The organism is Catellatospora sichuanensis, from assembly GCF_007483665.1.
In the GTDB taxonomy this organism is placed as follows: Bacteria; Actinomycetota; Actinomycetes; order Mycobacteriales; family Micromonosporaceae; genus Catellatospora; species Catellatospora sichuanensis.
Genome location: NZ_ML660189.1, coordinates 257,302 through 283,131 on the forward strand (window position 1 = coordinate 257,302; position 25,830 = coordinate 283,131).

Below are 25,830 nucleotides of genomic sequence, written 5' to 3' on the forward strand. Positions count from 1 at the left end.
GAGCTGCGGCAGAGTGGGGGACGTGGACCTCCCCCCGGGGCTCGCGATAGCCGTACTGGCGAGCGTGTTGACCGCTGTGCCTGTGGTCTGGGCACTGGCGACGAATCGGCTGGTCGACCAGCACGGCCTGGTCGTCCGCGCGAACCGGCTCAGCGCCGGTGCGCTGATGGTGTTCGCCCTTGCCGCGCCGATCGCCTGGGTGCACACGGCCGGCTGGCCGGACGGCTGGGTGGACCGGATGAGCAGCCGGATGGTGCTGGGCGGCCTGCTCGGCCTGCCCGCGTCGATCGCGGCGCTGCTGCTGGTGGCCGCTCTGCTGGAGATCACCGATCAGGTGGTCGGCGACGGGGCCCGGCTGCGGCTGATGCTCGAGTCCCTGATGGTGGCGTCGGGCCTGTTCATCGTGGCCTGGACCTTCGTGCTGGCGCCGGAGAAGCCCGGCGGGCACCACGCGCTGCCGGGCGCATGCGTGCCGGTGCTGGTGGCCACGGTGCTGTGCTCCGCGGTGCTGGGGTTGAGCGCGGTGCTGGTGGTGCGTGCCCAGCTGCGGCAGGGTCCGTTGCTGCGGCACTGCATCGGTGCGGGGCTGATGGCCGTCGGCATGACCACGATCGCCGGGGGCGCCTGCTACGGCGCACCACTGGTGGTGCTGGTGGGAGCGGCAGCCGTCCCCACCGGCGCGGCGCTGTGGTTCATCGGACCGCCGCCGCCGCCGCGGGCCAGCGACTCCGAGTCGGTGTCGCCGAGTTCCGGCCTGGCTGCCGGCCTCGCGCCGGTGGTGACGATCTCCCTGGTGGTCGTGCTCGGTTACAGCCGGGGCATGGGGATCGAGCCGGTCACCGCCCTGGTCGGCATCGTCAACGGGCTGTTCATGGTCGGCCGGCAGTACCTGGCCGTGGTCGACGTGCGACGGGCCAACAACCGGCTGGCCGACAGCGAGTCGCATTTCCGCGAGCTGGCCCATACCGACCCGCTGACCGGCCTGGCCAACCGGCGCGGGCTGCTGCGCACCATGTATCTCGACGCGGCGGGCGGCCCGCCCTGCGTGCTGCTCACGCTGGACCTGGACGGCTTCAAGAACGTCAACGACATGCGCGGGCACGACGCGGGCGACGCGGTGCTGATCGAGGTCGGCCAGCGGCTGCGGCTCAACCTGCGCCCTGGCGACCTCGCGGCACGGCTGGGCGGCGACGAGTTCGCAGTGCTGATGTGGAGCCGGCCCGGCGAGGCGGGCAAGGTCGCCACACGCCTGCTGTCCGTGCTGTCCCGGCCCTACCAGCACGGTGCCGCCGACATCTTCCTGTCCGCCAGCATCGGCCTGGCCGGGTGCGGCGCCGCCGACGACATCCCCACCCTGCTGCGCAACGCCGACCTGGCGCTGCGCGCCGCCAAGCAACGCGGCAAGAACCGGGTCGAGCTCTACGACGAGGTGTACGACAAGCAGCTGCGCCGCCGCACCGCGATCGAGCACGAGCTGCGCGGTGCGATCGACCGCCAGGAGCTGTCGCTGGCCTACCAGCCGGTGGTGGCCCTGCCGTCGACCCGCCCGGTGGGCGCGGAGGCCCTGATCCGCTGGAACCACCCGGAGCTGGGCGCGGTCGGCCCGCTGGAGTTCATCCCGATCGCCGAGGAGACCGGCCAGATCGAGGTGCTGGGCGCGTGGGTGCTGGACCAGGCCTGCCGCCAGCTGTCGCGCTGGGTCCAGGAGGGCTACGACGTCTGGGTGTCGGTGAACATCTCCCCGCGGGAGCTGCACTCCACCAAGTACGTCACCGGCGTCAAGGAGGTGCTGCGCAAGCACCGGGTGCCGCCGTCGCGGCTGGTGCTGGAGGTGACCGAGCACGCCGTCGCCACCGACCTGGACGAGTTCCGGCGCACCCTGGCCGCGCTGCGCGCGCTGGGCCTGCGCATCGCCCTGGACGACTTCGGCGCGGGCTACTCCTCGCTGGGACAGCTGCGCCAGATGCCGGTGGACATCCTCAAGATCGATCGAGACCTGGTCATCGACGCGCCGTCCGACCACGGGCCGGGTGCGCCGATGGTGGACGTGGCGGTGCGCCTCGGGCAGCGCCTCGGCCTGCAGGTGATCGCCGAGGGCATCAGCGAGCCGCACCATCGCCGCCTGGTCGAGGCCACCGGCTGCCCGTACGGGCAGGGCCGGCTGTTCGGCATGGGCGTGCCCGCCGAGCACCTCGAGGCCCGGTTGGCGTCCTCGGGCAACGGGGGGCCCAAAGCCCTGCCGGCCGCCCCGCCCAGACCGCTGCCGAGCGCGTCGCCCGCGGGCACCGGCACGACGCCGACCAAGATCCTGCCGAGTGCCCAGTCCGCCCCCGGAAATGGTTCCTCACCAGCCAAGTCGCTGCCGCTGGGGCAACCGCTCAACGGGCTTTCGCCGTCTCGCGCCAGCGAGACGAGCAGCAGCTCAGCGGGACGCCACGACACGGCCGTCCCAACATCCGGGAGCAGTTGACTCATCGGCTGAGATGCGTCAAGCTGAGCCCATGTCGACCTCTCGGCCGTCCGCCCGAGTACTTACCTGAGCGCACTCTCAAACTGACGAGAGTGCGCTGGCCCCCGTGCGAACTTTGCACGAGGGCTTTTTTGTTGGCCGGACGCCCGGAGACCTTCCAGATGCCAAAGGTGATCGGAAAATGACTAGACCCAGCCCGGAGTCACTGGCCCAGCGGGCCGCGGCGCAACGATCAGCGCCCCCCGCCGCCACCAGCGCCCAGTCCGCCCCCGTAGCGGCCACCGGTGCGCAGAGCCTCGTCAAGTCGCTGGAGGCGCTCGGGGTAGAGGTGGTCTTCGGCATTCCCGGCGGCGCCATCCTGCCCGCTTACGATCCGCTGTTCGACTCGAAGCTGCGCCACATCCTGGTCCGCCACGAGCAGGGCGGCGGGCACGCCGCGACCGGATACGCCCAGGCCACCGGCAAGGTCGGGGTGTGCATGGCGACCTCCGGTCCCGGCGCGACGAACCTCGTCACGCCGATCGCGGACGCCTACATGGACTCGGTGCCGCTGGTGGCGATCACCGGTCAGGTGGCCCGCCCGGCCATCGGCACCGACGCCTTCCAGGAGGCGGACATCCAGGGCATCACGCTGCCGATCACCAAGCACAACTTCCTGGTGCAGTCGGCCGACGACCTGCCCCGTGTGCTGGCCGAGGCGTTCCACCTGGCCGCCACCGGCCGGCCCGGCCCGGTCCTGGTCGACATCCCCAAGGACGTGCTGCAGGCGCAGACCACCTTCAGCTGGCCGCCCGCGCTGGACCTGCCGGGCTACCGGCCGACCCTGCACCCGCACGGCAAGCAGATCCGGGAGGCGGCCCGCCTGATCATGGCGGCGAAGCGCCCGGTGCTGTACGTCGGCGGCGGTGTGCTCAAGGCGCAGGCCACCGAGGCGCTGCGGGAGCTGGCCGAGCTGACCGGCATCCCGGTGGTCACCACGCTGATGGCCCGGGGCGCGTTCCCCGACTCGCACACCCAGCACGTCGGCATGCCCGGCATGCACGGCACGGTGTCGGCGGTGTACGCGCTGCAGCGCAGCGACCTGCTGATCACCCTGGGCGCGCGCTTCGACGACCGGGTGACCGGCAAGCTGGACAGCTTCGCCCCGGACGCTCAGATCATCCACGCCGACATCGACCCGGCGGAGATCGGCAAGAACCGCCACGCGGACGTGCCGATCGTGGGCGACGTCAAGTACGTGCTCGAGGAACTGATCGCGGCGCTGAACAGCGAAACCCACCCGGCCCGCGAGGAGTGGTGGGCGCAGCTCAACGACCTGCGCACCCGCTACCCGCTGGGCTGGGAGGAGCCGGAGGACGGCACGCTCGCCCCGCAGTACGTGATCAAGCGGCTGGGCGAGATCGCCGGTCCGGACGCCGTCTACGTGGCGGGCGTCGGCCAGCATCAGATGTGGGCCAGCCAGTTCATCTCGTACGAGAAGCCGGCCACCTGGCTCAACTCCGGCGGCCTGGGCACCATGGGCTACGCGGTCCCGGCCGCGATGGGCGCCAAGGTCGCCCGGCCCGACGCGGTGGTGTGGGCCATCGACGGCGACGGCTGCTTCCAGATGACCAATCAGGAGCTGGCCACCTGTGCCCTGGAGGGCATCCCGATCAAGGTTGCCGTCATCAACAACGGCAACCTGGGCATGGTCCGGCAGTGGCAGACGCTGTTCTACAACTCGCGCTACTCCAACACCGACCTGGGCACGCACAAGCACCGCATCCCGGACTTCGTGAAGCTCGCGGAGGCGCTGGGCTGCATCGGCATGCGCTGCGAGTCGGCCGAGGACGTCGACAAGACGATCGAGGCCGCCATGGCGATCAACGACGCGCCCGTGGTCATCGACTTCGTGGTGGGCAAGGACGCCATGGTGTGGCCGATGGTCGCCGCCGGCACCAGCAACGACGAGATCCAGTTCGCCCGGGGCGTCCGCCCGACCTTCGACGAGGATGACCTCTGACATGACCGAGCGCAGCGAGGGAATCATGAAGCTCAGTTCGACTCAGGTGGCCGCGGAGCGAAGTGGAGCGGACGCATGAGTAAGCACACATTGTCTGTGCTCGTGGAGAACAAGCCCGGTGTGCTGGCGCGCGTGGCGGGGCTGTTCTCGCGGCGCGGGTTCAACATCGACTCGCTCGCGGTGGGGGAGACCGAGCACCCCGAGGTCTCCCGCATCACGGTCGTCGTCAACGCCGACGAGCAGCCGCTGGAGCAGGTCACCAAGCAGCTCAACAAGCTGGTCAACGTGCTGAAGATCGTGGAGCTGGAGCCCAGCACCGCGGTGCAGCGTGAACTCCTGCTGGTGAAGGTCCGGGCCGATCGTCCGGTGCGCTCGCAGGTGCTGGAGACCGTCGAGCTGTTCCGGGCCAAGGTCGTGGACGTGGCCCCGGACGCGCTCACCATCGAGGCCACCGGCACCGCGGAGAAGCTGGACGCGCTGCTGCGCGACCTGGAGCCGTACGGCATCAAGGAGATGGTGCAGTCGGGCCTGGTCGCCATCGGCCGCGGCTCCCGCAGCATCACCGCCAACCCCGCCCTGCGCCTCGCCGCCTGACACCCGCCCGCCCGCCCGCCCCCTGCCGCCGCAACTCTTAAAGAGTCGCGGCATCCAGCGCCCGTCGAGGCCGCAAGTCTTCAAGAGTTGCGGCAGGGGAGGGGAGTCGGGGCCGCGACTCGTTGAGAGTTGTGGCAGGGAGAGGCCGGGCGGGGACAAGACGATCAACTGGTGGGACGCGGGACGGCCGCGTGCACCTACCGCCGGGGGCGGGGGCGAAGATGCCCTGGCCCGGCGTGTGACCTTGAGAGGGAACGAAAATGGTTGAGATCTTCTACGACGACGACGCGGACCTGTCCGTCATCCAGGGCCGCAAGGTCGCGGTGATCGGGTACGGCAGCCAGGGTCACGCCCACGCGCTGTCCCTGCGCGACTCGGGCGTCGACGTGCGCGTCGGCCTCAAGGAGGGCTCGAAGAGCCGCGCCAAGGCCGAGGAGCAGGGCCTGCGTGTCGTCACGCCGGCCGAGGCGGCGGCCGAGGCCGACGTCATCATGATCCTCGCGCCGGACACCGCGCAGCGCTTCATCTACGCCGAGTCGATCGCCCCGAACCTGACCTCGGGCAAGGCGCTCTTCTTCGGCCACGGCTTCAACATCCGCTACGGCCTGATCACCCCGCCCGCGGACGTGGACGTCGCCATGGTCGCCCCGAAGGGCCCCGGCCACCTGGTGCGCCGCCAGTACGTCGACGGCAAGGGCGTGCCCTGCCTGATCGCGATCGAGCAGGACCCCACCGGCGGTGCGCAGGCGCTGGCGCTGTCCTACGCCAAGGCGATCGGCGGCAGCCGGGCCGGTGTCATCAAGACCACCTTCAAGGAGGAGACCGAGACGGATCTCTTCGGCGAGCAGGCGGTCCTCTGCGGCGGCGCGTCCGCGCTGGTCCAGGCGGGCTTCGAGGTGCTGACCGAGGCGGGTTACACGCCCGAGGTGGCGTACTTCGAGTGCCTGCACGAGCTGAAGCTGATCGTGGACCTGATGTACGAGGGCGGCATCGCCCGGATGCGTTACAGCGTCTCCGACACCGCCGAGTACGGCGACGTCACCCGCGGCCCGCGCGTCATCGACGGCCGGGTCAAGGAAGAGATGAAGCGCATCCTGGGCGAGATCCAGAACGGTGAGTTCGCCCGGGAGTGGGTCGCCGAGGACGACAACGGCCGCCCCAACTTCACCAAGCTGCAGGAGCAGGGCGCGGTGCACCCGATCGAGGAGACCGGCGCGAAGCTGCGGGCCATGATGAGCTGGGTCGACCGGCCGATCACCGAGACCGCTTAAGAGCTTTCCTCTCCCATAGGTGTCCGGTCGCCGGTGGGGAGTCCTCGGTGGTCCGCCGTTCAGGCGGGGCACCGGGACGAGCCACTGGCGAAGCAAGAACCATGCGGCCGGGCTTGGCGGGCCGTGCCCAGGCGATCCCTGGGCACGGCCCGGTTTTTTCTGATCATGCCGTTTCGCCCGGTCAGCGCTCTGGCGGCGTTTCACCGCGTTCTTGACCGGTTCCAGAGAGCACCGGAAACGGACTGAGCAGCACGAACGTGAGTACCGTCACGCGGTGGCTTCGACATGCGAAGCACCCGCGAGCCCGTAGCATCGCGTGGGTAGGGCCCGAAACGCAGTGCGGCGAACCGGGCTGAAGTCATCCAACTCTCTCCGTGAGGCAAGCTGTGACTGCCGTCGTTCTCATTGCCGAAGAACTCGCTCCCGCCGCGCTCGACGTGCTGGCGCACGACTTCGACGTACGTCACGTCGACGGCACGGACCGGGCGGCACTGCTTGCCGCGCTGGCCGATGCCGACGCCGTGATCGTGCGCAGTGCCACCCAGATCAACGCCGAGGCCATCGCCGCCGCGCCGCGGCTGAAGGTCGTCGCCCGTGCCGGTGTCGGCCTGGACAATGTCGAGGTGCCCGCCGCCACCGCCCGTGGCGTGATGGTGGTCAACGCGCCGACGTCCAACATCGTCTCGGCCGCCGAGCAGGCCATCGCGCTGCTGCTGGCCGTCGCCCGCAACACCGCCTCGGCGTCGGCGGCGCTGAAGAACGGCGAGTGGAAGCGCTCGAAGTACACCGGCGTCGAGCTGCAGGGCAAGACCGTCGGCGTGGTCGGCCTGGGCCGCATCGGCGTGCTCTTCGCGCAGCGCATCGCCGCGTTCGGCACCCGCCTGATCGCGTACGACCCCTACGTGCAGCCGGCCCGTGCGGCCCAGCTGGGCGTACGCCTGGTCGGCCTGGAGGAGCTGCTGCGCGAGAGCGACTTCATCTCGATCCACCTGCCGAAGACCCCGGAGACCGTCGGCCTGATCGGCGCGAAGGAACTCCAGCTGGTCAAGCCCGACGTGCGGATCATCAACGCCGCGCGCGGCGGGCTGATCGACGAGGAGGCGCTCGCCGATGCGCTGGCCGAGGGCCGGGTCGCCGGTGCCGGCATCGACGTGTACCTCAAGGAGCCGTGCACCACGTCGCCGCTGTTCGCGTTCGACAACGTGGTCGCCACGCCGCACCTGGGCGCGTCCACACACGAGGCGCAGGACAAGGCCGGTCTGGCCGTGGCCAAGAGCGTCAAGCTGGCCCTGCAGGGCGAGTTCGTGCCGGACGCGGTGAACGTCCAGGCCGGTGGCGTGGTCGCCGAGGAGGTGCGGCCGCTGCTGCCGCTGGCGGAGAAGCTGGGCAAGGTCTTCACGGCCGTGGCCGGCGGCGTCGCCGCCGGGGTAACCGTCGAGGTGCGCGGCGAGATCGTCAACCAGCACGACGTGTCGGTGCTGAAGCTGGCCGCCAGCAAGGGCCTGTTCAGCGCGATCGTCGAGGAGCAGGTCACCTATGTCAACGCGCCGCTGATCGCGGCGGACCGCGGTGTCGAGATCGACCTGACCACCAACCCCGAGGTCAACGAGCACAAGAACCTGGTGACGGTACGCGGCGCGCTGCCGGACGGGCGCACCGTCTCGGTCGCCGGCGCGGTGGTCACCCACGGCCTGCGCGAGCAGATCAAGCTGACCGAACTGGACGGCTTCGACCTGGAGTTGGACGCCGACGGCAACCTGCTGTTCTTCCGCTACGCGGACCGGCCCGGCGTGGTCGGCGCGGTCGGCACCGTGCTCGGCGCGGTCGGCGTGAACATCGCGGCGATGCAGGTGGCCCGGCGCGAGGCCGGCGGCGAGGCGCTGATGACGCTGACCGTCGACTCGCCGGTCGCGGCGGACCTGCTGCAGCGGGCCGCCGAGAACATCGGCGCGGTCTCGGTCAGCGCGGTGGATCTCACCGAAGAGTGAGCACACGCTTGCGTAGCGTGTTGTCCGCTGGGTAACCTGCACAGGTGTCCATTGCGGACACGTTCGTCGCACGGCCGGGACGGGTCTTCGGGTGACCCCTGCCGACGCGGGTGACGAGCAGCCAGACGAGCACCGGTCGGCCCGGTGAGCTGTTTGCCGCAGCTCACCGGGCCGACTGCATGGTGGATACCGGTGGGTTGCGGTGCCCGGTCACCATGATCGCCATGCGGTCTCTCTGGATGTTCCTGCCCGCCCCCGTGCGCCGGGAGGCACGGCGACTCGCCGAGTCAGGGCACCCGCACCCCGATCCGGCCGTACAGGACGCGGCCCAGTCCGCGACCCGCAGGCTGCGCTGGGTTTTCCGGTTGTCTGGTTTCGCGTTCTGCGGCATCTGGGCGGTCCGGGCTCTGACCGACCCGCCGGACGGATTGCGGCCGGCCGGTCTGATCGCCACGTTCGTGATGTTGGCGGCGGGCGCCCGGAAAGATCGCATGGGGCAGATCGCGGCGGCGCAATGGCCCGCGATCGCGGCACGCCGACCCGGACAGGCGGAACCGGTCCGGTTGCGCCTGCCGGCACCCTGGGGCTTGCAGAGTGTCGTCGCGGTGGCGGCCGCGCCCGTGTTGATCATGTCCGTCGCGCTCTGGGTTCGGCGGCGCGGCATCGATCCGGACCAGACGCTGTTCATGACCTGCACGGTGCTGGCGGCGGTGCTGCTGATCGTGGGGGTGGTCGCCGTCGCCCGGCGGCGTACGCGCCCGGCGCTGGAGGTCGACCGGGACGGCGTACGCCTGCCGGTCCGCGGCCTCACCGTGCCGTGGGAGCAGGTCGCCGAGGTGGCGACCCGCCCCGATGATCGGACGGCCCAGCAACGGTTCGGACTGGCCCTACGGCTGCGCGACCCCGGGGCGGTGTGGTCGGCCCGGCCGACGCCTCTGTGGCGAAGACTGCTGTGGGGACGCTCCCGCCCGCGGGCATGGATCTTCGTCGCCGCGTACGACGTGCGGGAGCCGGTGTTCCCGGCCTACGCGGCGGCGCTGGCGTTCCACGCCGACCACCTGGCCGCAGACTCCGGGCAACAGAATGCCGATCGTGTCGATGACTGAGCCCTGGACAGCGTGGTGCGACCTGCCCGCCGGAGGAGCCGGCCGACGAGTTCGGGGCTGAGCCCGGTCGGGTGGCCGGTTCCTCAGTGTGTGGAGGCGGGAGCCTGGGCGTCGAGGAAGGCGACGACCGGGCCGACGATACGCGGATCGCCGAGGACCCGGCGGTGCCCGAGGCCGCTCGTGATCAGCAGCTGCGATCCCGGATAGGCCGCGTGGATCCGCCGGGCGTGGTCGACCCCGACCACGTCGTCGTCGGTGTCGTGGACGATCAGCAGCGGGATCGTCAGCGCCTCGGGCTGGAACGTGCTGGAGAACCGCTGCCACAGGTCGGCGACGCCGATGTCGTGCACCGAGCGGGTGCGCAGGTGCTCGGCGAGCGCGGGGCGCAGCCGCAGCTGCCGGGTGAACTCGGTGATGAGGTGCTCGAACTCGGCCGGACCGCCGACCGCGACCAGGCGGCCGGCGCGCAGTCCGGTGCGCAGCGCGTGGAAGGCGCAGGGAACCCCGAAGGAATGGGCGACGATCGCCGCGAAGTCGCCGTGGCGTTCCTGCAGCAGGCGCATGATGCGCTCGTACTGGAGCAGGTTCGTGGAGGTGCCGCCGGAGTCGCCGTGGCCGGGCGCGTCGAAGGTGACCGGGCTGTATCCCCGGTCGAGCAGGTCGGCGACCAGCCCGGCGAAGCGGGAACCGCGCGAGCTCCAACCGTGCAGGAGCAGCACCGGCCGGCCGCCGTCGCCCCAGGTGTAGGTGGTGACCGGGACGCCGTCGAGGTCCACCTGTCCGACCATGGCGGCCGCGTGCACGTCCTGCTCGCGGGGGTGGACCGGGGCGCGGCCGGCCGGTCGGAAGAAGAGCGTGTACGCGGCGCGTCGGGCCAGGGGTGGGGCGACGACGGCCGCGGCGTTGAGGAGCCGTCCGGTCAGGAATATCGCAGCCTTCATGGCGGCAGGCTAGCAATAAATAAGAACGACCGGTCGGTTAGTTATCTCACAAGCTGCTGGCTTTGCATCCTCGGGCCTGGCCACGGCCGTAATCCGGCCGAAGAAGACCGCTTCGTGGCAGCATTCCGGCATGAGTGAGTCGTCCCAGGCGGACATCGTCATCGAACCGGTCGGCTTCGAGCACCTGCGCCAGGTTCTGGACCTCGGCTACCGGGTCTTCGACACGACGGTGAAGCCGTACACCTCCTGGTCGCTGACCGCCGTCGCGGAGCACCTGGACAGCGGCGACAGCGCGTGCTGGGTCGCGCTGGACGGGACGAAGGTGGTCGGCTTCGTGCTCGGCTCGCAGACGTTCGAGTTGCGCGACGACTGGGGCTATCTGGAGTGGATCGCGGTGGACCCGGCGTACCAGGGCAGGGGCATCGCCGGGCGGCTGGTCGACGCGTGCTGCGAGGCGCTGTTCGCGGGCGGGGCGAGCCGGGTGGTGACCGACGTCGAGTCGTCCAACAGCGCGTCGGCGACCCTGATGTCGCGCAACGGCTTCGCCCCCGCGGTGACGGTCACGCTGTTCGTGCGCAGCAGCCGGCCCGACGAGGAGCCCGGCCGGGCCGTACGCGGCGTCTCCAAACGCCCCCTGATCCGCAGCGGCCGCCTGCTCGGCGACCACCGCACCCCCTGAGCGCACGAGGCCAGATCAGGTCGGCGGGGCAGCGCGGCCGTGCGGCTGGGAATTCCATATGGTGGAACGGGTGTACCGTTGGGTGGGAGTGGGGCTTAACGTTCGGTAGACATGTGGGATGAGTGGAAGCGGTAAGGGGCGGGCTGGCATGCGGATCGCGGTCGTGGCGGGTGACGGGATCGGCGCCGAGGTGGTGGCGGAGGGGCTCAAGGTCCTCGACGCGGTGCTGCCGGGCGTGGAGACGACGCCGTACGACCTGGGCGCGGCGCGTTACCACCGGACCGGTGAGGTGTTCCCGGACTCGGTGCGCGACGAGCTGGCCCAGCACGACGCGATCCTGCTCGGCGCGGTCGGCGACCCCACGGTCCCTCCGGGCGTGCTGGAGCGTGGCCTGCTGCTGAAGCTCCGCTTCGACTTCGACCAGTACGTCAACCTGCGCCCGTCGCGGCTGTGGCCGGGGACCACCGGGCCGCTGGCCGGGGTGAAGCCGGGCGAGATCGACTTCGTGGTGGTGCGCGAGGGCACCGAGGGCCTGTACACGGGCGCCGGTGGCGGCCTGCACCGCGGCACCCCGGCGGAGGTCGCCACCGAGGAGAGCCTGAACACCCGGCACGGCGTGGAGCGCGTGATCCGTGACGCCTTCGCGCGGGCCGGCAACCGGGCCCGCCGCAAGGTCACCATGGTGCACAAGACCAACGTGCTGACCCACGCGGGCGGCCTGTGGGCGCGCACCTTCGCCGAGGTGGCGAAGGAGTTCCCGGACATCGCGACGGAATACCAGCACGTCGACGCGGCGGCCATGTTCATGGTGACCAACCCGCAGCGCTACGACGTGATCGTCACCGACAACCTGTTCGGCGACATCCTCACCGACATCGCGGCCGCCGTGACCGGTGGCATCGGCCTGGCCGCGAGCGGCTGCATCAACCCGACCCGCGCCTACCCGTCGATGTTCGAGCCGGTGCACGGCTCCGCGCCGGACATCGCGGGCCAGGGCAAGGCCGACCCCGTGGCGGCGATCCTGTCCGTGGCACTGTGCCTGGAGCACCTGGGCCACGCCGACGAGGCTCGAAAGATCGAAGAGGCAGTCGCCACCGAGCTCTCCGGGCGCACCGGCGAGCCGATCCGCACCACCGAGGTCGGCGACCGGGTATCCGTACTCGTAGCATGACCGCAGGGCCTCGGTCCGTGCGGTGGCCGGGGTGGATGCGTACAAACTGCCCAGGTCATCGACCGGGCTGGGGTTGAACGTTCGTTAGAGGTAAGTTTCCCCCAGATCCCCGAACGATGGAGGGCAGCGCGCATGAGTGGCGGTGGCACGATCGACTTCGAGATCCGTCCGAGTTCGCAGCCGGTATCGGCCACGGAGCGCGAGGCGCTGCTGGCCAACCCCGGTTTCGGACGGATCTTCACCGATCACATGGTGACCATCCGGTACGCCGAGGGCAAGGGCTGGTACGACGCGCGCGTCGAAGCGCGGGCGCCGATCCCGATGGATCCGGCCACGGCCGTACTGCACTATGCCCAGGAGATCTTCGAGGGCATGAAGGCGTACCGCCGGGCCGACGGCCGGGTCGGATTCTTCCGCCCGGACGCCAACGCCCGCCGGTTCGCCGCGTCCGCCCACCGCATGGCGATGGCCCCGCTGCCCGAGGACCTGTTCCTGAGCTCGGTCCGGCAGCTGGTCGGCATCGACCAGGAGTGGATCCCCACCAGCGCCGAGGGCAGCCTTTACCTGCGCCCGTTCCAGTACGCCAGCGAGGTCTTCCTCGGCGTGCGGCCCGCCCGCGAGTACCTGTACTGCCTGATCGCCTCCCCGGTCGGGCCGTACTTCTCCGGCGGGCTCAAGCCGGTCACCATCTGGGTGTCCGACGACTACACCCGGGCGTCCCCCGGCGGCACCGGCGCGGCCAAGTGCGGCGGCAACTACGCCGCCTCGCTGCTCGCCCAGGCGCAGGCCGCGGAGAACGGCTGCGACCAGGTCGTCTACCTCGATGCCGTGGAGCGCAAGTACGTCGACGAGCTCGGCGGCATGAACGTCTTCTTCGTCCGCAAGGACGGCTCGATGTTCACGCCGGAGCTGAACGGCTCGATCCTGCCCGGCATCACCCGCGACTCGGTCATCACGCTCGCCCGCGAGCAGGGCCGCAAGGTCGAGGAGCGCCCGGTCACCATCGACGAGTGGCGCGACGGCGCGCGCAGCGGCGAGATCGTGGAGACCTTCGCCTGCGGCACCGCCGCCGTGCTGACCCCGATCGGCACCGTGCGCGGTGTCGACGGAGAGTTCAAGCTCGGCGACGGCGGCACCGGCCCGGTCACCGCCGCCCTGCGCCAGTCCCTCGTGGACATCCAGTACGGCCGCGCCGCCGACCCCCACAACTGGACCACCACCCTGTAATTGGTCAAAGGAAGGGCACCTTCTTAACGCTCCGCGTTACAGAAGGTGCCCTTCTTAACGCCTGGGGTGGCTTGAGCTGGGCAATCGAGCCAAGGATCGAAGGTTTTCCGACCGAGCGGCCACGGCTTCCGCCAACCCGCGTCCGCTCCGTCGCATAGCAGATCACCACCGGCCACGGCGGTTATCCACAAGTACACGGCTGTCCACAGGCGGCGCGGGTCGACCGGTTGTCCGGCTCCGGGCCAGCGATGACCCTGCCCTGCATGACTTCCGACTCCTCCGCCGTCCTGGACGAGCTGGCGCACCGTCAGCAGCAGTTGGTGACCCGGGCGCAGGTGCTGGCCGCCGGGCACACCGACATGATGATCTACCGCCGGATCCAGACCGGCCGTTGGCAGCGGGCGCTGGCCGGCGTCTACTGCGTACACGGCGGCACCCTCACCGACGAGCAGCGCCGGGTCGCCGCCGCCCTGTACGCGGGCCCCGACGCGCAGATCACCGGCCCTTGCGCCCTGTCCTGGTACGGCTTCCGCGCCCTACCTCCCGCGCCGGAGGTGCACCTGCTGGTCCCGCATGCGACCCGTTGCCGGTCCAACGGCTTCGCCGTCGTGAAGCGGGCGCTGACCCTGGACCGCCGCGCCCGCCACACCGACCACTACCGAGTGGTCAGCCCGGCTCGGGCGGTCGTCGACACATGCCGGGAACTGCGTGAACTCCGCACCGTGCGGGCCGTCATGGCCGAGGCCGTGCAGCGCTTCCGGGTGCCCCCGAAGCGGCTCGACGACGAGATCCGGCGCGCTGCCCGCAGCCGCACCGCGGTGGCGCGCAGAGTCCTGGCCGAGATCGCCGGCGGCGCACGCTCGGCTCCCGAGGCGCAGGCGCGGGCGCTGCTGGCCGGGGTGCCGCAGTTGGGCACCGTGCTGTGGAACCCGCGGCTGGCGCTGGCCGACGGCACGCCGCTGCCCACGCCCGACGGCTACCTGCCGGGCGCGGCGCTGGCGATCGAGGTGGATTCGCGGGAGTTCCATCTGAGCCCCGAGGACTGGGCCCGCTCGCTGGAGCGGCACAACGTGCTCGGGCGGCACGGCGTGCAGGTGCTGCACTTCACGCCCTCGTTCGTGGAAGGTCAGCCGAACGAGGTACGCCGGATCGTGGCGGAGGCCGCGACCCTGAGAAGAGGCTTCCGCACCAGCGTGCGCGTGGTGCGGGGTTAAGAAGAGCTGCTGCTCGTCTCGCTGGCGCGAGCCGACGATGCCCTTCCTCTACGCATAGCGATAAGAAGGTGCCCTTCCTTCGGGCTAGCGGGTGGGGCGGTGGGTGCTGGTGGGGCGTGATCCCGAAGGGCGGGAACCGTGCGGGCGGGTGCCGGCGGGTCGGGTGCCTGCCCAGCGAGCTGCCGACGATCGTATGACCCCAAATTGGGGCTCGACGTGCGCCATGTGCCGTTCTACGTTGTCAGGTGCCATGTCGGACCTCCTCGATACCTCACCTAACGACCGCACTGCCGGGCGGTCGCTGCCCGATGCATGTCACCGGGCGGGTTCGAGGGGTGGCGGGACTGCTGCTCAGACGGCTCGGCGCAGGGTCGGGGTGGGCTTGAGGGCGGCCGGCCGGGGCAGGGCCGGTGGGGCCAGCCGTCGGCGGGCGGTGACGGGCAGGTCGAGGAACGCGGCGTCGAGCGCCACCAGCGCCTGGACCAGGGCCTGCTGGAACTCGTCCGGGTCGGGCAACTGCCAGCCGATGCGCTGCGGCGACACCTGCCAGCGGATCGGGCCGTCGGGCAGCACCGTGGGCGGGACCGGGATCCATGAGCCGAGCGAGTGGCGCACGACGTCGACGCGGTGGTCCAGTTCCGGGGCGAGCGTGCCGCCCGAGCGCATCAGGAACATCCAGCTGCCCGCGGCCGTGACTGCGACGGGTCCGCGTACCGCGCCCGCTGACGTCGCACGGCCGGGCCCGGTGGGCGGCCCGCACACGGCGCGTGAGCCGAGCAGGGCGGGCACCTCCAGCACGTCGAACGCGTGGCCGGTGGGCAGCAGCAGCGCATGCGGGCGCTCGCTCCACCACTCGTCGAGCTGCTCGGACCTGGTGCTCGACCGGTTCTGCCAGTCGTCGTACAGCGGATGGCTGCTGGTGGCGAAGCAGTTCACGCGGTCGCAGGCCATGCGTCGCCCGTTGAAGTATCCGCCCGGCGTCACCGCCCAGCCGTGGTCCGCGAAACGCTGCGCCGCCAGGCGCAGCCGCCGCCGCAACAGGCCTCTGCCGAACGGCGCCTGTGGCCACCGCATGAGTCCGACCCCCTCTTCCGGGTTAAGGGAGTCGATACTAGAGATCGACATCCGCAAAAGCCGTCACCGACGCGTCGAGTCGTCGTTACATCGACAACAGTCCAGAGCAAACGCCTGAATGCATTGTCCAACTGCAACTTGCATCTGAAGATACGAGTGTCGGACCGGATGTGGGCGCACAGACTGTGCGACTCGGTCAGACCGACCCGATGAGGGGAGGGCTGGAGGATGGACGAGCTGCCGATAGGGCGCCGGGTGTCGTACTGGCGCAACCGCCGGAAGATGTCGCAGCAGGTCTTCGCCGACCGCCTGGGCAAGTCGAAGAGCTGGGTGGACAAGGTGGAGCGCGGCGTGCGCCGGCTCGACAAGTTCTCGGTCGTGTACGAGATCGCCGACGTGCTCCAGCTCGACGTCCAGCTGCTGTTGGGCAAGGACCCGGAGCGCCGCCCCGACAGCATGAACTGCATCGACCAGATCGAGGTCGCCGAGATCCGCTCCGCGCTGGAGCGGTACGACCAGATCAGCGCGTTCTTCTACGCGGCGCCCGAGCCGCCGCCGATCGCGGAGATGCGCAAGGCCGCCCTGCACGCCTGGCAGACCTGGGAGCACGGCCGCTACGGCGTGCTGGCCCGCGCGCTGCCCAAGCTGCTGCGCGACGCCCAGGCCGCCGACACGGCGTACGCCCACTCCAACGACTCCCGTGAGGCCGCGCACCTGCTCGGCCAGGTCTACCAGCTCGCCTCCTCGGTGCTGCGCAAGCTCGGTGAGCTGGACCTGAGCTGGCTGGCCGCGGACCGCTCCATCGCCGTGTCGCAGCGGGCGGGCGACCAGCTGCTCGCCGGGGTGGCCACCACCCGGGTGGCGAACGCCCTGCGCGCCCTCGGCCGGCACCGGGCGGCGCTCGAGGTCAACGTCAACATCGCCAACCGGCTCTGCCCGACGCCGGGGGAGACCACCGACGACCAGCTGTCGGTGTACGGCTTCCTGCTGCTGCAGGGCGCCATGGCCGCCTCCTGCATCGGCGACAGCGCGACCATGCGCGACCTGCTGTCCGCGGCCCAGGAGGCGGCGGCGGGGCTGGGCGGCGACAAGAACCACTACTGGACCAGCTTCGGCCCGACCAACGTGCTGGTGCACCGGGCCGCGGCCGCGGTCGAACTGGGTGAGGGCGGCCTGGCCATCTCCATCCACGACGGGCTGGACCCGACCACGTTCAACGCGCTGCTGCCGGAGCGCCGGGCCCACCACTACCTCGACATGGCACGCGGCTTCGCCCAGGTGGGCGACGTCGAGCGGGCGGGCGAGATGCTGCTGGAGGGCGATCTGCTGGCGCCCGCCGAGATCCGCTGCCGGCCGATCGCGCACGAGGTGCTCAGCGACGTGCTGCGGCGCACCCGCGGCACACCGACCGCGGCGCTGGCGGAGCTGGCCGAACAGATGGGGGTGGGCGTTTGAGCGGCTCGGCGATGCCCCCGCCCGCCGTCGGCGGCGAGCGTGCCGAGGGGGCGGCGTGAACGACGCGGTGCGGCCGGACGGCAAGGCGGTGCTTTATGTCATCGCCTGCGGCTCACCGGTGACGCGTGACGTCGGCCTGCTGGTCGGGCTCGCGCAGGAGCGGGGCTACGACGTGTGCGTCGTGGTCACGCCGGACGGGCGCAAGTTCGTCGACGTGCCGACGCTCGCGGCGCAGACGGGCCACCCGGTGCGCAGCACGTACAAGAATCCCGGCGATCCCGACGTGCTCCCGTCGCCGGACGCGCTGATCGTGGCGCCGGCGACGGTGAACACCGTGAACAAGTGGGGCGCGGGCATCGCGGACACCCTCGCCCTGGGGCTGATCGTGGAAAGCCAGGGCAAGGGGCTGCCGATCGTCGCGCTGCCGTACACGAACGCGGCGATGGCCCGGCACCCGGCGTTCCAGGAGAACATCGTGCGGCTGCGCGGCTGGGGCATCACCGTGCTGTACGGCGACGACGTGCTGAAACTGCCCGCCCCCGGCGAGGGCGACGCGTACCGCCACGAGTTCCCGTGGGCGCTGGCCCTGGACGCGGTGGAGAAGCTCTGCCCGCCCGGCGCGTGAGCCGCCCGCGCCCCGCGGCGGGCCGCCTGTTGCGCAGTAGTCTGTCCGGGTGACCTGGACTGTCGCGTCTTTCACCGAGTTGCTGGACAGCGAGTTCCCGCCGCGGTGGGCGGAGCCGTGGGACCGCGTCGGGCTGGTGGCCGGACGTCCCGAGCAGCCGGTGACGCGGGTGCTGGCGGTGGTGGACGTGCTGCCGGCCACGGTCGCCGAGGCCCTCGACACCGGCGCCGACATGATCATCGCCCATCATCCGCTGCTGCTGACCGGCGTCTCCTCGGTCGCGGCCACCACCTACCAGGGCCGGATCATCCACGACCTGATCGGCAACGGGGTGGCGCTGTACGTCGCGCACACCAACGCCGATGTCGCCAGGCCCGGCGTCAGCGATGCACTCGCCGAGGCGCTCGGCCTGCTGGACACGCGCCCGCTGCGGGCCACCGAGGAGGGCCGCGGCCATGGGCGGGTCGGCCGCCTGCCCGCACCGCTCACCCTGGGCGAGTTCGCGCACCTCGCGGCCACCGCGCTGCCGGTCGCCAGCTGGGGCGTACGCGTCGCGGGCGACCCGGCCCGGCCGGTTTCGCTCGTCGCGGTCTGCGGCGGCTCGGGTGACGAGTTCATCCCCGACGCGGTCGCCGCGGGTGTCGACGTCTACCTGACCGGGGACCTCAAACACCACCGTGTCGCGGACCTGCTGGCCTCGGCCGGTCCGGCGCTGGTCGACGCGGGCCACTACGCCACCGAGCGGCCCTGGCTGACGCCCCTGGCCGCCTGGCTGCGTACGGCGACCGGACTTGAGACCATCGTCTCCGAGACCACGACCGATCCGTTCGGTTTCCACGCGTGCGCGACACTTGACCCGGTCGCCTGAACGTGGCCTTTGACAACTGGACAACCGCGAGAGAAGGAGTGCCGACGTGAAGGCCGACCCGAAGGATCAACAGCGGTTGCTCGACCTGCAGGCGATCGACACCACGCTGCAGCAGCTGGCGCACCGGCGCAAGAGCCTGCCGGAGATCGCCGAGCTGGACGTGCTCGGCAAGGCGATCGGCCGGCTGGAGGACGAGCGGGCCCGTGTCGAGGTCGACGTCGACGACCTGGACCGCGACATCGCCCGGCTGGAACGCGAGATCGACACCGTACGCCAGCGCAGCGCCAAGGACCAGCAGCGGCTCGTCGACGGCCGGCTGCCCGCGCGTGAGCTGACCGCGCTGGAGCACGAGATCGGCTCGCTCAAGCGGCGGCAGTCGGAGCTGGAGGACGCCGAGCTGGAGCTGATGGAGAAGCGCGAGACGGCGCAGGCCGCCCTGGACTCCGTCGACGAGAAGATCTCCGTCGCCCGGGAGAAGCGCATCGCCGCGGAGAACCGCCGCGACGCCGCGATCTCCGAGATCACTAAGGAGGCGGAGTGGAAGCAGAACGCCCGCCGTCCGCTGGCCGCCGATCTGCCCGGCGAGCTGGTGCAGCTGTACGACAAGATCCGTGAGACGTCGGGCGGGCTCGGCGCGGCCCTGGTGCAGCACGGCCGCTGCGGCGGCTGCCGCCTGGAGCTCTTCGGCGCGGACCGCAACCGGGTCAAAGCGGCCCCGCCGGACGAGGTCGTGCGCTGCGAGGAGTGCCGGCGCATCATGGTCCGCACCGCGGAGTCCGGCCTGTGACCATCGGGAAGGTCGTCATCGAGGCCGACGGCGGCGCGCGCGGCAACCCCGGCCCGGCCGGGTACGGCGCGGTGGTGCGCGACCCGGCCAGCGGTGAGGTGCTCGCCGAACGGGCCGCCGCGCTCGGCGTGACCACGAACAACGTCGCCGAGTACCGGGGTCTCATCGCCGGGCTCGAGGCCGCCGCGGAGCTTGGCGCGTCACAGGTCGAGGCCCGGATGGACTCCAAGCTGGTGGTCGAGCAGATGTCCGGCCGCTGGCAGATCAAGCACCCTGGGCTGCGCCCGCTGGCGGCCGAGGTGGCCGCGCTGGTGCGCAAGTTCGACCAGGTCACGTACACGTGGATCCCGCGCGAGCGCAACCGCGCCGCCGACGCCCTGGCCAACGCGGCCATGGACGCGGCCGCGCGCGGCGCATCCCTGGCCCCGGAGGGCGAGACGGTCCTGGGGATCGTGACCGCGTGGGATTCCGACACCTATCCGGGGCTCTCCGACACGGACGTGCCGACCACGGCGGGCTCGGCCGCAGCCGCCGGGCGTGGCACGGACGCCGGCCCGGGCGGCGGGTCCGGCACCCGGGCGGCGGCCGGCCGCAAGACGGAGGCCGCCGCGACAGGGCGGCCGCGCGAGGACTGGGCACCGCGTACCTCCCCGGCGACCCGGCTGGTGCTGGTGCGGCACGGCGAGACCGAGCTGACCGCGCAGAAGCGCTACTCCGGCCGCGGCGACGTCCCGCTGTCAGCCGTGGGGGAGGGGCAGGCGGCCGCCGCCGGGCGGCGCGTCGCGGGGTTGCGCCCCGACCGGGTGGTCAGCTCGCCGCTGAGCCGGTGCCGGGCCACCGCGGCGGCGATCGCGTCGGCCGCCGGCGGTGTCCCGGTGAGCGTGGAGGCCGACCTCATCGAGTGCGACTTCGGCGTATGGGAGGGCCTGACCTTCGGCGACGTGCGCGAGCAGTACCCGGCCGAGCTGGACGCCTGGCTGGCCTCGACCTCGGTCGCGCCGCCGAAGGGCGAGTCGTTCCAGCAGGTCGCCAAGCGGGTGCGCGGGGCGATGGGCAAGCTGCAGAAGGCGTACGAGGGGCAGACCGTCGTCATCGTGTCGCACGTGTCGCCGATCAAGCTGATCCTGCGGGACGCGCTCGCGGCCGGCGACGCGTTCCTGTACCGGCTGCTGCTGGACCCGGCCGGCGTTTCGATCGTCGACGTGTGGCCCGACGGCGGCGTCTCGGTCCGCTCCGTCAACGACACCGCCCACCTGCTGCCGCCCACCCCCTGACCTGCGCGGCGTCACGACAGGCGTTAACAAGGGCACCTTCTACAACGCATAGCGATGTACAGGTGCCCTTGCTTCGCGCTAGGCGAGGGTGAAGCGGACCACGCGTTTGGCGGGGTCGGCCTGGGTGAGGCGGACGGTGATCTGGTCCCCTGCGGTGAGCTGGCCGTCGCAGCGGGCGCGGACCGCGGGCTCGGTGAGGGCCACCGTGCCGCCGGGCTTGCCGTGGTTGGTGTCCAGCACGGTGGCGGGGAAGGTCTCGCCGACGCGGTCCGCCAGGATGGTCGACTCGACCAGGTCGATCGCGCCGCGTTCGGCGGCCGACGAGATCCGGTCGGTGCCCGACATGACGGCGGGCAGCTCGGGCAGTGCCGCGGCGGCCCAGGCGGGCACCTCACGGCCGTCGTGCAGTGCCAGGCACACCTCGGTGACATACCGGTCGGCCAGGCGCCGCAGCGGGGCCGTGACGTGGGCGTACGCCGCCGCGACGGCGCTGTGCTCCGGATCGGCGGGCACCTGCCCGGCGAACGGCGTGTACCCGGCGCCGCGGAGCAGCTCCGCGGCCTCGTCGACGAACGCGGCATGCCTGGGCCGGGCCGGGTCCAGCCCGGCGAGCACCTGGCCCACGGTCTTGCCGTCGGGCCAGTCCACACCCAGGCCCTTCGCCGCGATGCGCAGCCGGGCCACCGCCTCCGGGTCGGGGGCGGGCATGGTGCGCAGCAGGCCGATCCGCCCCGCCAGCATGATGTCGGCGGCCGCGCGGCCGGTCAGCAGCGAGATCTGGGCGTTCCACTCCTCGGCGGGCAGCGGGGCGCGCAGGCGCAGCTGCCAGCCGTCGCCGTGCGGCTCGATCTCCTGCTCGGGCATGGGCAGGTTGATCGCACCGCGTTCCAGCCCTCGCGCGGTCAGCAGCCGGCCCAGTTCCGGCAGCAGCGCGATCGGCTCGGCGAGCACACCTTTGTCCACATCGGCCTGCACGCCCTCGTAGGCGAGCTTGGCCCGGCTGCGCACCCGCGCCCGCTGCATGTGCACGCCGACGGTGTCGCCGTCGGCGGAAACGTCGATCGTCCACACCACCGCGGCCCGGTCCACCCCGGGCAGCAGGCTGACCGCGCCTTCGCTGAGCACCGGCGGGTGCAGCGGCACCTTGCCGTCGGGCAGGTAGACGGTCTGCCCGCGACGCCAGGTCTCGGCCTCCAGCGGGCTGTCCGGCACCACGTACGTCGCGACGTCGGCGATGGCGTAGTGCACCCGGTAGCCGCCGTCCCGGCGGAACAGGCACACGGCCTGGTCGAGGTCGCGCGAGCCGGGCGGGTCGATGGTGACGAAGGGCAGTTCGGTGCGGTCGGCGTCGGGCAGCTTCACCTCGGCGGCCGCCGCCTCGGCCTGCGCCTGCGCGGCAGGCGGGAAGCCGTCGGGCAGTTGCAGCTCGCGACGCAGTGCGGTGAAGTCGATGGCCTCGGCGTGCAGGCGGCGGTATGCCATTGGTCATTCTTACCAGGTGCCGGCGGGCCGCGGCCCCGCCCGTACGGGCGGCTTCGGCCATGGGCGACGGCGACTCGGTGCCATCCGCAGGTCACGCCGTGGATGACACCGATCAGGGCCACGCTGCCCCGCTAACGCATGGCCTTCCTGGCCATCTTCTTCATCGCCGTCTTGCGCATGGTCGCCTTGCGGGCCGGGGCGGTCTTCGCCATCGCCTTGCGGGCCGGCGCGCTCTTGCGGGCGGTGGTCGCCTTCTTCAACGGCGTCACCTTCTTGGCGGCCATGGCCTTCTTCGCCGTGGTGCGTCCGGTGGCGGTCCTGCGTACCGCCGCAGTGATCTTCTTCGCCCCGGTCGTCTTGCGGGCAGCGGCCGTCTTCTTCGCCACCGTGGTGGTCTTCCTGGCGGTGGTGGCCTTGCGGGCCGCGGTGGCGCTCTTGCGGGCGGGCGCGGTCTTCTTCGCGGTCGTGGTCTTGCGGACCGTGGTGGTCTTCCGGGCCGTCGCCTTCCGAGCGGGTGCGGTCTTCTTCGCGGCCGTCGTCTTCTTGGCCGTGGTGGTCTTTCTGGCAGGCGACGCCTTCTTGGCAGTCGTCTTGCGGGCGGCGGTGGTCTTCTTCGCGGCGGCCGTCTTCTTGACCGCGGCGGTGATCTTCCGGACGCCGGTGCTGCGGGCGGCCGCCGTGGTCTTCTTGGCGGTCGCCTTCTTCGCCGTGGTCTTCCTGGCGGCGGTGGTCTTCTTGGCCGCCGTTGTCTTCTTCGCGGCCGTGGTCTTCTTGGCTGCGGTGGTCTTCTTGGTGGTGGCCTTCTTGGCCGGGGACGTCTTCTTGGCGGTGGTCTTCTTCGCCGTGGTCGTCTTCCGCGCCGGAGCGGCCTTCTTCAGCGGCGTCGTCTTCTTGGCGGCGGTGGTCTTCTTCGCTGTCACGGCCTTCTTCGCGGCCGTCTTCTTGACCGCGGCGGTCACCTTCTTGACGCCGGTGCTGCGCGCCGCCGCCGTGCTCTTGCGGGCGGTGGTCGTCTTGGCGGCCGTTGTCCTCTTCGCCGCGGTGGTCTTCTTGGCTGCGGTGGTCTTCTTGGTGGTGGCCTTCTTGGCCGGGGACGTCTTCTTGGCGGTGGTCTTCTTCGCCGTGGTCGTCTTCCGCGCTGTCGTGGTCTTCTTGGCAGGCGAGGTCTTCCTGGCAGGCGCGGCCTTCTTCGCCGCGGCCGGCCGGCTCGGCGCCTTCTTGGCTACCGCCTTCTTGGCAGCGGCCTTCTTCGCTGGGGCCTTCTTCGCTGCGGCCTTGGCTACGGCCATCGCTTGTCCTCCTCACGGGAACGTCCTGCCGGAATGTCTCCGGCGGAACCGCGAAACAGCGGTGGCCACGGCGCTTTCTCCGCGCACTGCTGCTCCAGACATCACTGTGCGCCGCAAAAGGCCCATGTGCTGGCGAAATCCGTAAAAAAGTCAAATTGCTATGACTGCCGATGTGACCGCTCCACAGTGCACGTATCGCGGCATCCCTTGCCCCGCCGCTCTTTGCGGCACGCGGGGCGCAGGTCCAGCGGGGACCCGTCATCCCGGCCAACCGCGCCAGGATCGCCCGTTGCGGCTCGGTCCTCGGCACCGGAAGTCCCCACGCCGCACCGATGCCGGCCATCGCGTCGGCGGCTCGACGACGTCACGCGGTGGCGGGCATGACGTCAGCCGAGCAGGACCTTCACGACGGCGTCGCCGTCGGCGGCCGCACGGTGGTAGAACGCGACGAGGCCGTCGGCGTGCTTGGCCAGCCGTCGCGCGAGCAGGTCGTCCCAGGTGCGGGTGGAGTAGCCGCGCAGCACCGCGGCCAGTTCGCCCTCGCGCTGGGCGATCCACGACGACGGCTCGGCGTCGCGCAGGAACTCCGAGACCGAGCGGACCTCATCGGTGGTGAGCACGCCGATCTCGTCGTCGGACGCCCCGGACAGGTCGACCGGATGCCAGGATCCGCCGGACACGACCAGGCCGGCCACCGGGTGGCCCGGCCCCTGGCTGCCCGCGAAGAGCACCTCCAGCAGCAGGTAGTGCTCGGGCACCGCACGCAGGGTGCCGTCGGCCAGCGCCCGCTCGTAGGCCGCGTCGTCGAACACCGGCGACCCGTCCCACAGCCTGCGCGGCGAACCCGCCAGGTCCGTCGCGGGCACCCGCTGCCAGTACATGTCGACGCCGGTCACGGCTCAGGCCTTCGACTTCGCCGGGCTCTGCGCCCGCGCACCGGCGGGTTTGGCCTTGTCGCCGCCCGCCGCCCACTTGTCCAGGTCGAAGCGGAACCAGCCGCCCTTCACGTCCCGCCCGCTGCCCAGCGCCAGCACCGCCCGGATCTTCGCGGTCTGCTTGCCGTACACCTTGAGCAGCTCGGCCACGTCGGCGACCGGGACGGTCCAGGTCGCCGAGTGGTGACCCTCCACCTTGTACGGGAACTCCGGCCCCTTGCGGCTCTGCCCGCCCACCATGTGCCGCCCGCGCAGACCCTTCACCTCGAACTCGCAGGTCACCACCTGTACCGCGCCGAGTGTCCCGTTCGTCACCGTCGTGGCGATCAGGAACTCCTTGGCGTCACCGGGCCCGAAGTTGTTGATGTGGTAGAGCCGCGCGCTCGGGGACAGCCGGGTGCGCCGGTAGCCGGCCAGCGCCACGGCCAGGCTCAGCAGGGCGATCAGGACACCGGCGAGCGCGAGCATCCGTGCGGGGGTATCGGACACGGGGTGACTATGGCACAGAACCGGCCGGAGGAGGAACCTGCGTACACCGTGCTGTGGACCGGCCGCGTCTCGTTGGTCAGGCATGAGACTCGACCTGCCCGCATCGAGGCTGCTGCGCGTGCTGCTGTGGTCCGTGGCGGCGATCCACCTGCTGAGCCTCGGGTTCACGATCGTCTACCACGGCTTCGGCGCGTACGACCTCATCCCGTACTGGGGGCGGATCGTCAAGTTCTTCTACGTGGACAAGGAGCAGAACCTGCCCACCTGGTTCTCCAGCGGGCTGCTGTTCCTCGCGGCGCTGCTGCTGTGGCAGCTCGGCGGCGCGGACCGGGCGTCGGGTGGGCGCTTCCACCGGCACTGGCGGGTGCTGGCGGTCGTCTTCACCGGCCTGTCGCTGGACGAGTTCTCGCAGTTCCACGAACTCGGGGCGCAGGCCGACGTGCTGGCGGCAGGCGGGGCGTCGTACCTGTCCTGGCTGGTGCTCGTGGCGCCGATCGTGCTCGTGCTCGGGCTGTCGTATCTGCGCCTGCTGCTCGCCCTGCCGTCGCGCGTGCGGTGGCTCATGCTCGGCGCGGCGGCACTGTTCCTCGGCGGGGCGGCGGGGATCGAGGTGCTGGGCGCGTACTCCGGCCGGGAGAACATCGGCTTCACCCCCGGCTGGGCCTCCATGCGCTACGTGCTGGCGGCGTCGGCCGAGGAGCTGTGCGAGATGCTCGGCGTGGTGCTCTTCGTGTACGCCGCCGCTCTGCACCTGCAACAGCCGCCGACCCGTGCCGCGGCACCGGCGCGTCCGTCCCCCCGGCCGGCAGTCGCTCCCGCAGCGGTGGACGAGCGCGGAAGCCGGCCCGGCCCGGCACCTACGGCAGGTCGCTGAGCTGGGACCCGAGGC

At 71.4% G+C, this 25,830-nt stretch carries 22 protein-coding genes; 16 read left to right on the forward strand and 6 right to left on the reverse strand.

Features of this window, described 5'->3' with window-relative positions:
* The first annotated feature begins 22 nt into the window (after window positions 1–22).
* The 6 genes from FLL47_RS11490 to FLL47_RS11515 all read left to right on the forward strand — a co-directional run bounded on the left by FLL47_RS11490 (window position 23) and on the right by FLL47_RS11515 (window position 9,431).
* On the forward strand, window positions 23–2,470 hold the full coding sequence (locus FLL47_RS11490; RefSeq protein WP_144120459.1) for a putative bifunctional diguanylate cyclase/phosphodiesterase: 2,448 nt from the start codon (window positions 23–25) through the stop codon (window positions 2,468–2,470).
* Window positions 2,471–2,651: 181 nt separating this feature from the next.
* Window positions 2,652–4,472, forward strand: a complete 1,821-nt coding sequence (locus FLL47_RS11495; protein ID WP_144120460.1) for an acetolactate synthase large subunit — start codon at window positions 2,652–2,654, stop codon at window positions 4,470–4,472.
* Window positions 4,473–4,547: 75 nt separating this feature from the next.
* A complete protein-coding gene (gene ilvN, locus FLL47_RS11500) occupies window positions 4,548–5,066 on the forward strand; it encodes an acetolactate synthase small subunit (protein WP_144120461.1) in 519 nt (172 codons plus the stop codon).
* Between the two features lie 260 nt (window positions 5,067–5,326).
* Window positions 5,327–6,337, forward strand: a complete 1,011-nt coding sequence (gene ilvC / locus FLL47_RS11505) for a ketol-acid reductoisomerase (RefSeq protein WP_144120462.1) — start codon at window positions 5,327–5,329, stop codon at window positions 6,335–6,337.
* 386 nt (window positions 6,338–6,723) lie between these two features.
* Window positions 6,724–8,325, forward strand: coding sequence for a phosphoglycerate dehydrogenase (gene serA, locus FLL47_RS11510; RefSeq protein ID WP_144120463.1), 1,602 nt, complete (start codon window positions 6,724–6,726; stop codon window positions 8,323–8,325).
* Between the two features lie 224 nt (window positions 8,326–8,549).
* The gene (locus FLL47_RS11515) at window positions 8,550–9,431 is read left to right on the forward strand and encodes a hypothetical protein (protein WP_144120464.1); all 882 of its coding nucleotides are present in this window, start codon (window positions 8,550–8,552) and stop codon (window positions 9,429–9,431) included.
* Window positions 9,432–9,514: 83 nt separating this feature from the next.
* Here the strand turns inward: FLL47_RS11515 and FLL47_RS11520 are convergent, their stop codons facing one another.
* On the reverse strand, window positions 9,515–10,372 hold the full coding sequence (locus FLL47_RS11520; protein WP_144120465.1) for an alpha/beta fold hydrolase: 858 nt from the start codon (window positions 10,370–10,372) through the stop codon (window positions 9,515–9,517).
* A gap of 130 nt (window positions 10,373–10,502) precedes the next feature.
* Here FLL47_RS11520 and FLL47_RS11525 point away from each other — a divergent pair, with 130 nt between their 5' ends.
* The 4 genes from FLL47_RS11525 (at window position 10,503) to FLL47_RS11540 (ending at window position 14,663) form a co-directional block, all read left to right on the forward strand.
* Window positions 10,503–11,051: a GNAT family N-acetyltransferase gene (locus FLL47_RS11525; protein ID WP_144120466.1), complete on the forward strand. Its 549-nt coding sequence runs from the start codon at window positions 10,503–10,505 to the stop codon at window positions 11,049–11,051.
* A gap of 148 nt (window positions 11,052–11,199) precedes the next feature.
* Entirely contained in the window at window positions 11,200–12,222 is a 1,023-nt protein-coding gene (locus tag FLL47_RS11530) for a 3-isopropylmalate dehydrogenase (RefSeq protein ID WP_246157805.1), read from the forward strand.
* 132 nt (window positions 12,223–12,354) lie between these two features.
* Complete coding sequence (locus FLL47_RS11535; protein ID WP_144120468.1) at window positions 12,355–13,449, forward strand: branched-chain amino acid aminotransferase; 1,095 nt, start codon at window positions 12,355–12,357, stop codon at window positions 13,447–13,449.
* Window positions 13,450–13,712: 263 nt separating this feature from the next.
* A complete protein-coding gene (locus FLL47_RS11540; protein ID WP_144120469.1) occupies window positions 13,713–14,663 on the forward strand; it encodes a type IV toxin-antitoxin system AbiEi family antitoxin domain-containing protein in 951 nt (316 codons plus the stop codon).
* Window positions 14,664–15,014: 351 nt separating this feature from the next.
* Here the strand turns inward: FLL47_RS11540 and FLL47_RS11545 are convergent, their stop codons facing one another.
* Window positions 15,015–15,737 carry a bifunctional DNA primase/polymerase gene (locus FLL47_RS11545; RefSeq protein ID WP_144120470.1) on the reverse strand — a complete coding sequence of 241 codons (723 nt, stop codon included), beginning with the start codon at window positions 15,735–15,737 and terminating at the stop codon, window positions 15,015–15,017.
* Between the two features lie 228 nt (window positions 15,738–15,965).
* On the opposite strand from FLL47_RS11545, the gene FLL47_RS11550 reads away from it, so the two are divergent.
* The 5 genes from FLL47_RS11550 to FLL47_RS11570 are packed head-to-tail and all read left to right on the forward strand — an operon-like array spanning window position 15,966 to window position 20,746.
* Window positions 15,966–17,192, forward strand: coding sequence for a helix-turn-helix domain-containing protein (locus tag FLL47_RS11550; RefSeq protein WP_144120471.1), 1,227 nt, complete (start codon window positions 15,966–15,968; stop codon window positions 17,190–17,192).
* 55 nt (window positions 17,193–17,247) lie between these two features.
* On the forward strand, window positions 17,248–17,817 hold the full coding sequence (locus tag FLL47_RS11555) for a flavoprotein (RefSeq protein WP_144120472.1): 570 nt from the start codon (window positions 17,248–17,250) through the stop codon (window positions 17,815–17,817).
* Window positions 17,818–17,866: 49 nt separating this feature from the next.
* Window positions 17,867–18,685, forward strand: coding sequence for a Nif3-like dinuclear metal center hexameric protein (locus tag FLL47_RS11560; protein WP_144120473.1), 819 nt, complete (start codon window positions 17,867–17,869; stop codon window positions 18,683–18,685).
* 46 nt (window positions 18,686–18,731) lie between these two features.
* On the forward strand, window positions 18,732–19,472 hold the full coding sequence (locus FLL47_RS11565) for a zinc ribbon domain-containing protein (protein WP_144120474.1): 741 nt from the start codon (window positions 18,732–18,734) through the stop codon (window positions 19,470–19,472).
* A complete protein-coding gene (locus tag FLL47_RS11570; protein ID WP_144120475.1) occupies window positions 19,469–20,746 on the forward strand; it encodes a bifunctional RNase H/acid phosphatase in 1,278 nt (425 codons plus the stop codon). Before FLL47_RS11565 ends, FLL47_RS11570 begins: the two co-directional genes overlap by 4 nt.
* A 78-nt stretch (window positions 20,747–20,824) precedes the next feature.
* Here the strand turns inward: FLL47_RS11570 and FLL47_RS11575 are convergent, their stop codons facing one another.
* The 4 genes from FLL47_RS11575 to FLL47_RS11595 all read right to left on the reverse strand — a co-directional run bounded on the left by FLL47_RS11575 (window position 20,825) and on the right by FLL47_RS11595 (window position 24,941).
* A complete protein-coding gene (locus tag FLL47_RS11575) occupies window positions 20,825–22,228 on the reverse strand; it encodes an RNB domain-containing ribonuclease (RefSeq protein ID WP_144120476.1) in 1,404 nt (467 codons plus the stop codon).
* Between the two features lie 131 nt (window positions 22,229–22,359).
* On the reverse strand, window positions 22,360–23,517 hold the full coding sequence (locus FLL47_RS42840) for a hypothetical protein (RefSeq protein ID WP_186315669.1): 1,158 nt from the start codon (window positions 23,515–23,517) through the stop codon (window positions 22,360–22,362).
* A gap of 386 nt (window positions 23,518–23,903) precedes the next feature.
* A complete protein-coding gene (locus tag FLL47_RS11590; protein WP_144120477.1) occupies window positions 23,904–24,413 on the reverse strand; it encodes a DUF1877 family protein in 510 nt (169 codons plus the stop codon).
* Window positions 24,414–24,416: 3 nt separating this feature from the next.
* Window positions 24,417–24,941 (reverse strand): hypothetical protein, encoded by a 525-nt coding sequence (locus FLL47_RS11595; RefSeq protein ID WP_144120478.1) that lies wholly within the window; start codon window positions 24,939–24,941, stop codon window positions 24,417–24,419.
* Between the two features lie 82 nt (window positions 24,942–25,023).
* Between FLL47_RS11595 and FLL47_RS11600 the strand changes: the two genes are divergently transcribed.
* Complete coding sequence (locus tag FLL47_RS11600) at window positions 25,024–25,815, forward strand: hypothetical protein (protein WP_144120479.1); 792 nt, start codon at window positions 25,024–25,026, stop codon at window positions 25,813–25,815.
* Window positions 25,816–25,830: the final 15 nt, after the last annotated feature.

Bases quoted from the DNA above. Each gene is read 5' to 3' on its own strand.
- FLL47_RS11495 (WP_144120460.1), top strand. From the start codon at position 2,652: ATGACTAGACCCAGCCCGGAGTCACTGGCCCAGCGGGCCGCGGCGCAA.
- ilvN (WP_144120461.1), top strand. From the start codon at position 4,548: ATGAGTAAGCACACATTGTCTGTGCTCGTGGAGAACAAGCCCGGTGTG.
- ilvC (WP_144120462.1), top strand. From the start codon at position 5,327: ATGGTTGAGATCTTCTACGACGACGACGCGGACCTGTCCGTCATCCAG.
- FLL47_RS11515 (WP_144120464.1), top strand. From the start codon at position 8,550: ATGCGGTCTCTCTGGATGTTCCTGCCCGCCCCCGTGCGCCGGGAGGCA.
- FLL47_RS11520 (WP_144120465.1), bottom strand. From the start codon at position 10,372: ATGAAGGCTGCGATATTCCTGACCGGACGGCTCCTCAACGCCGCGGCC.
- FLL47_RS11525 (WP_144120466.1), top strand. From the start codon at position 10,503: ATGAGTGAGTCGTCCCAGGCGGACATCGTCATCGAACCGGTCGGCTTC.
- FLL47_RS11530 (WP_246157805.1), top strand. From the start codon at position 11,200: ATGCGGATCGCGGTCGTGGCGGGTGACGGGATCGGCGCCGAGGTGGTG.
- FLL47_RS11535 (WP_144120468.1), top strand. From the start codon at position 12,355: ATGAGTGGCGGTGGCACGATCGACTTCGAGATCCGTCCGAGTTCGCAG.
- FLL47_RS11540 (WP_144120469.1), top strand. From the start codon at position 13,713: ATGACTTCCGACTCCTCCGCCGTCCTGGACGAGCTGGCGCACCGTCAG.
- FLL47_RS11545 (WP_144120470.1), bottom strand. From the start codon at position 15,737: ATGCGGTGGCCACAGGCGCCGTTCGGCAGAGGCCTGTTGCGGCGGCGG.
- FLL47_RS11550 (WP_144120471.1), top strand. From the start codon at position 15,966: ATGGACGAGCTGCCGATAGGGCGCCGGGTGTCGTACTGGCGCAACCGC.
- FLL47_RS11575 (WP_144120476.1), bottom strand. From the start codon at position 22,228: ATGGCATACCGCCGCCTGCACGCCGAGGCCATCGACTTCACCGCACTG.
- FLL47_RS42840 (WP_186315669.1), bottom strand. From the start codon at position 23,517: ATGGCCGTAGCCAAGGCCGCAGCGAAGAAGGCCCCAGCGAAGAAGGCC.
- FLL47_RS11600 (WP_144120479.1), top strand. From the start codon at position 25,024: ATGAGACTCGACCTGCCCGCATCGAGGCTGCTGCGCGTGCTGCTGTGG.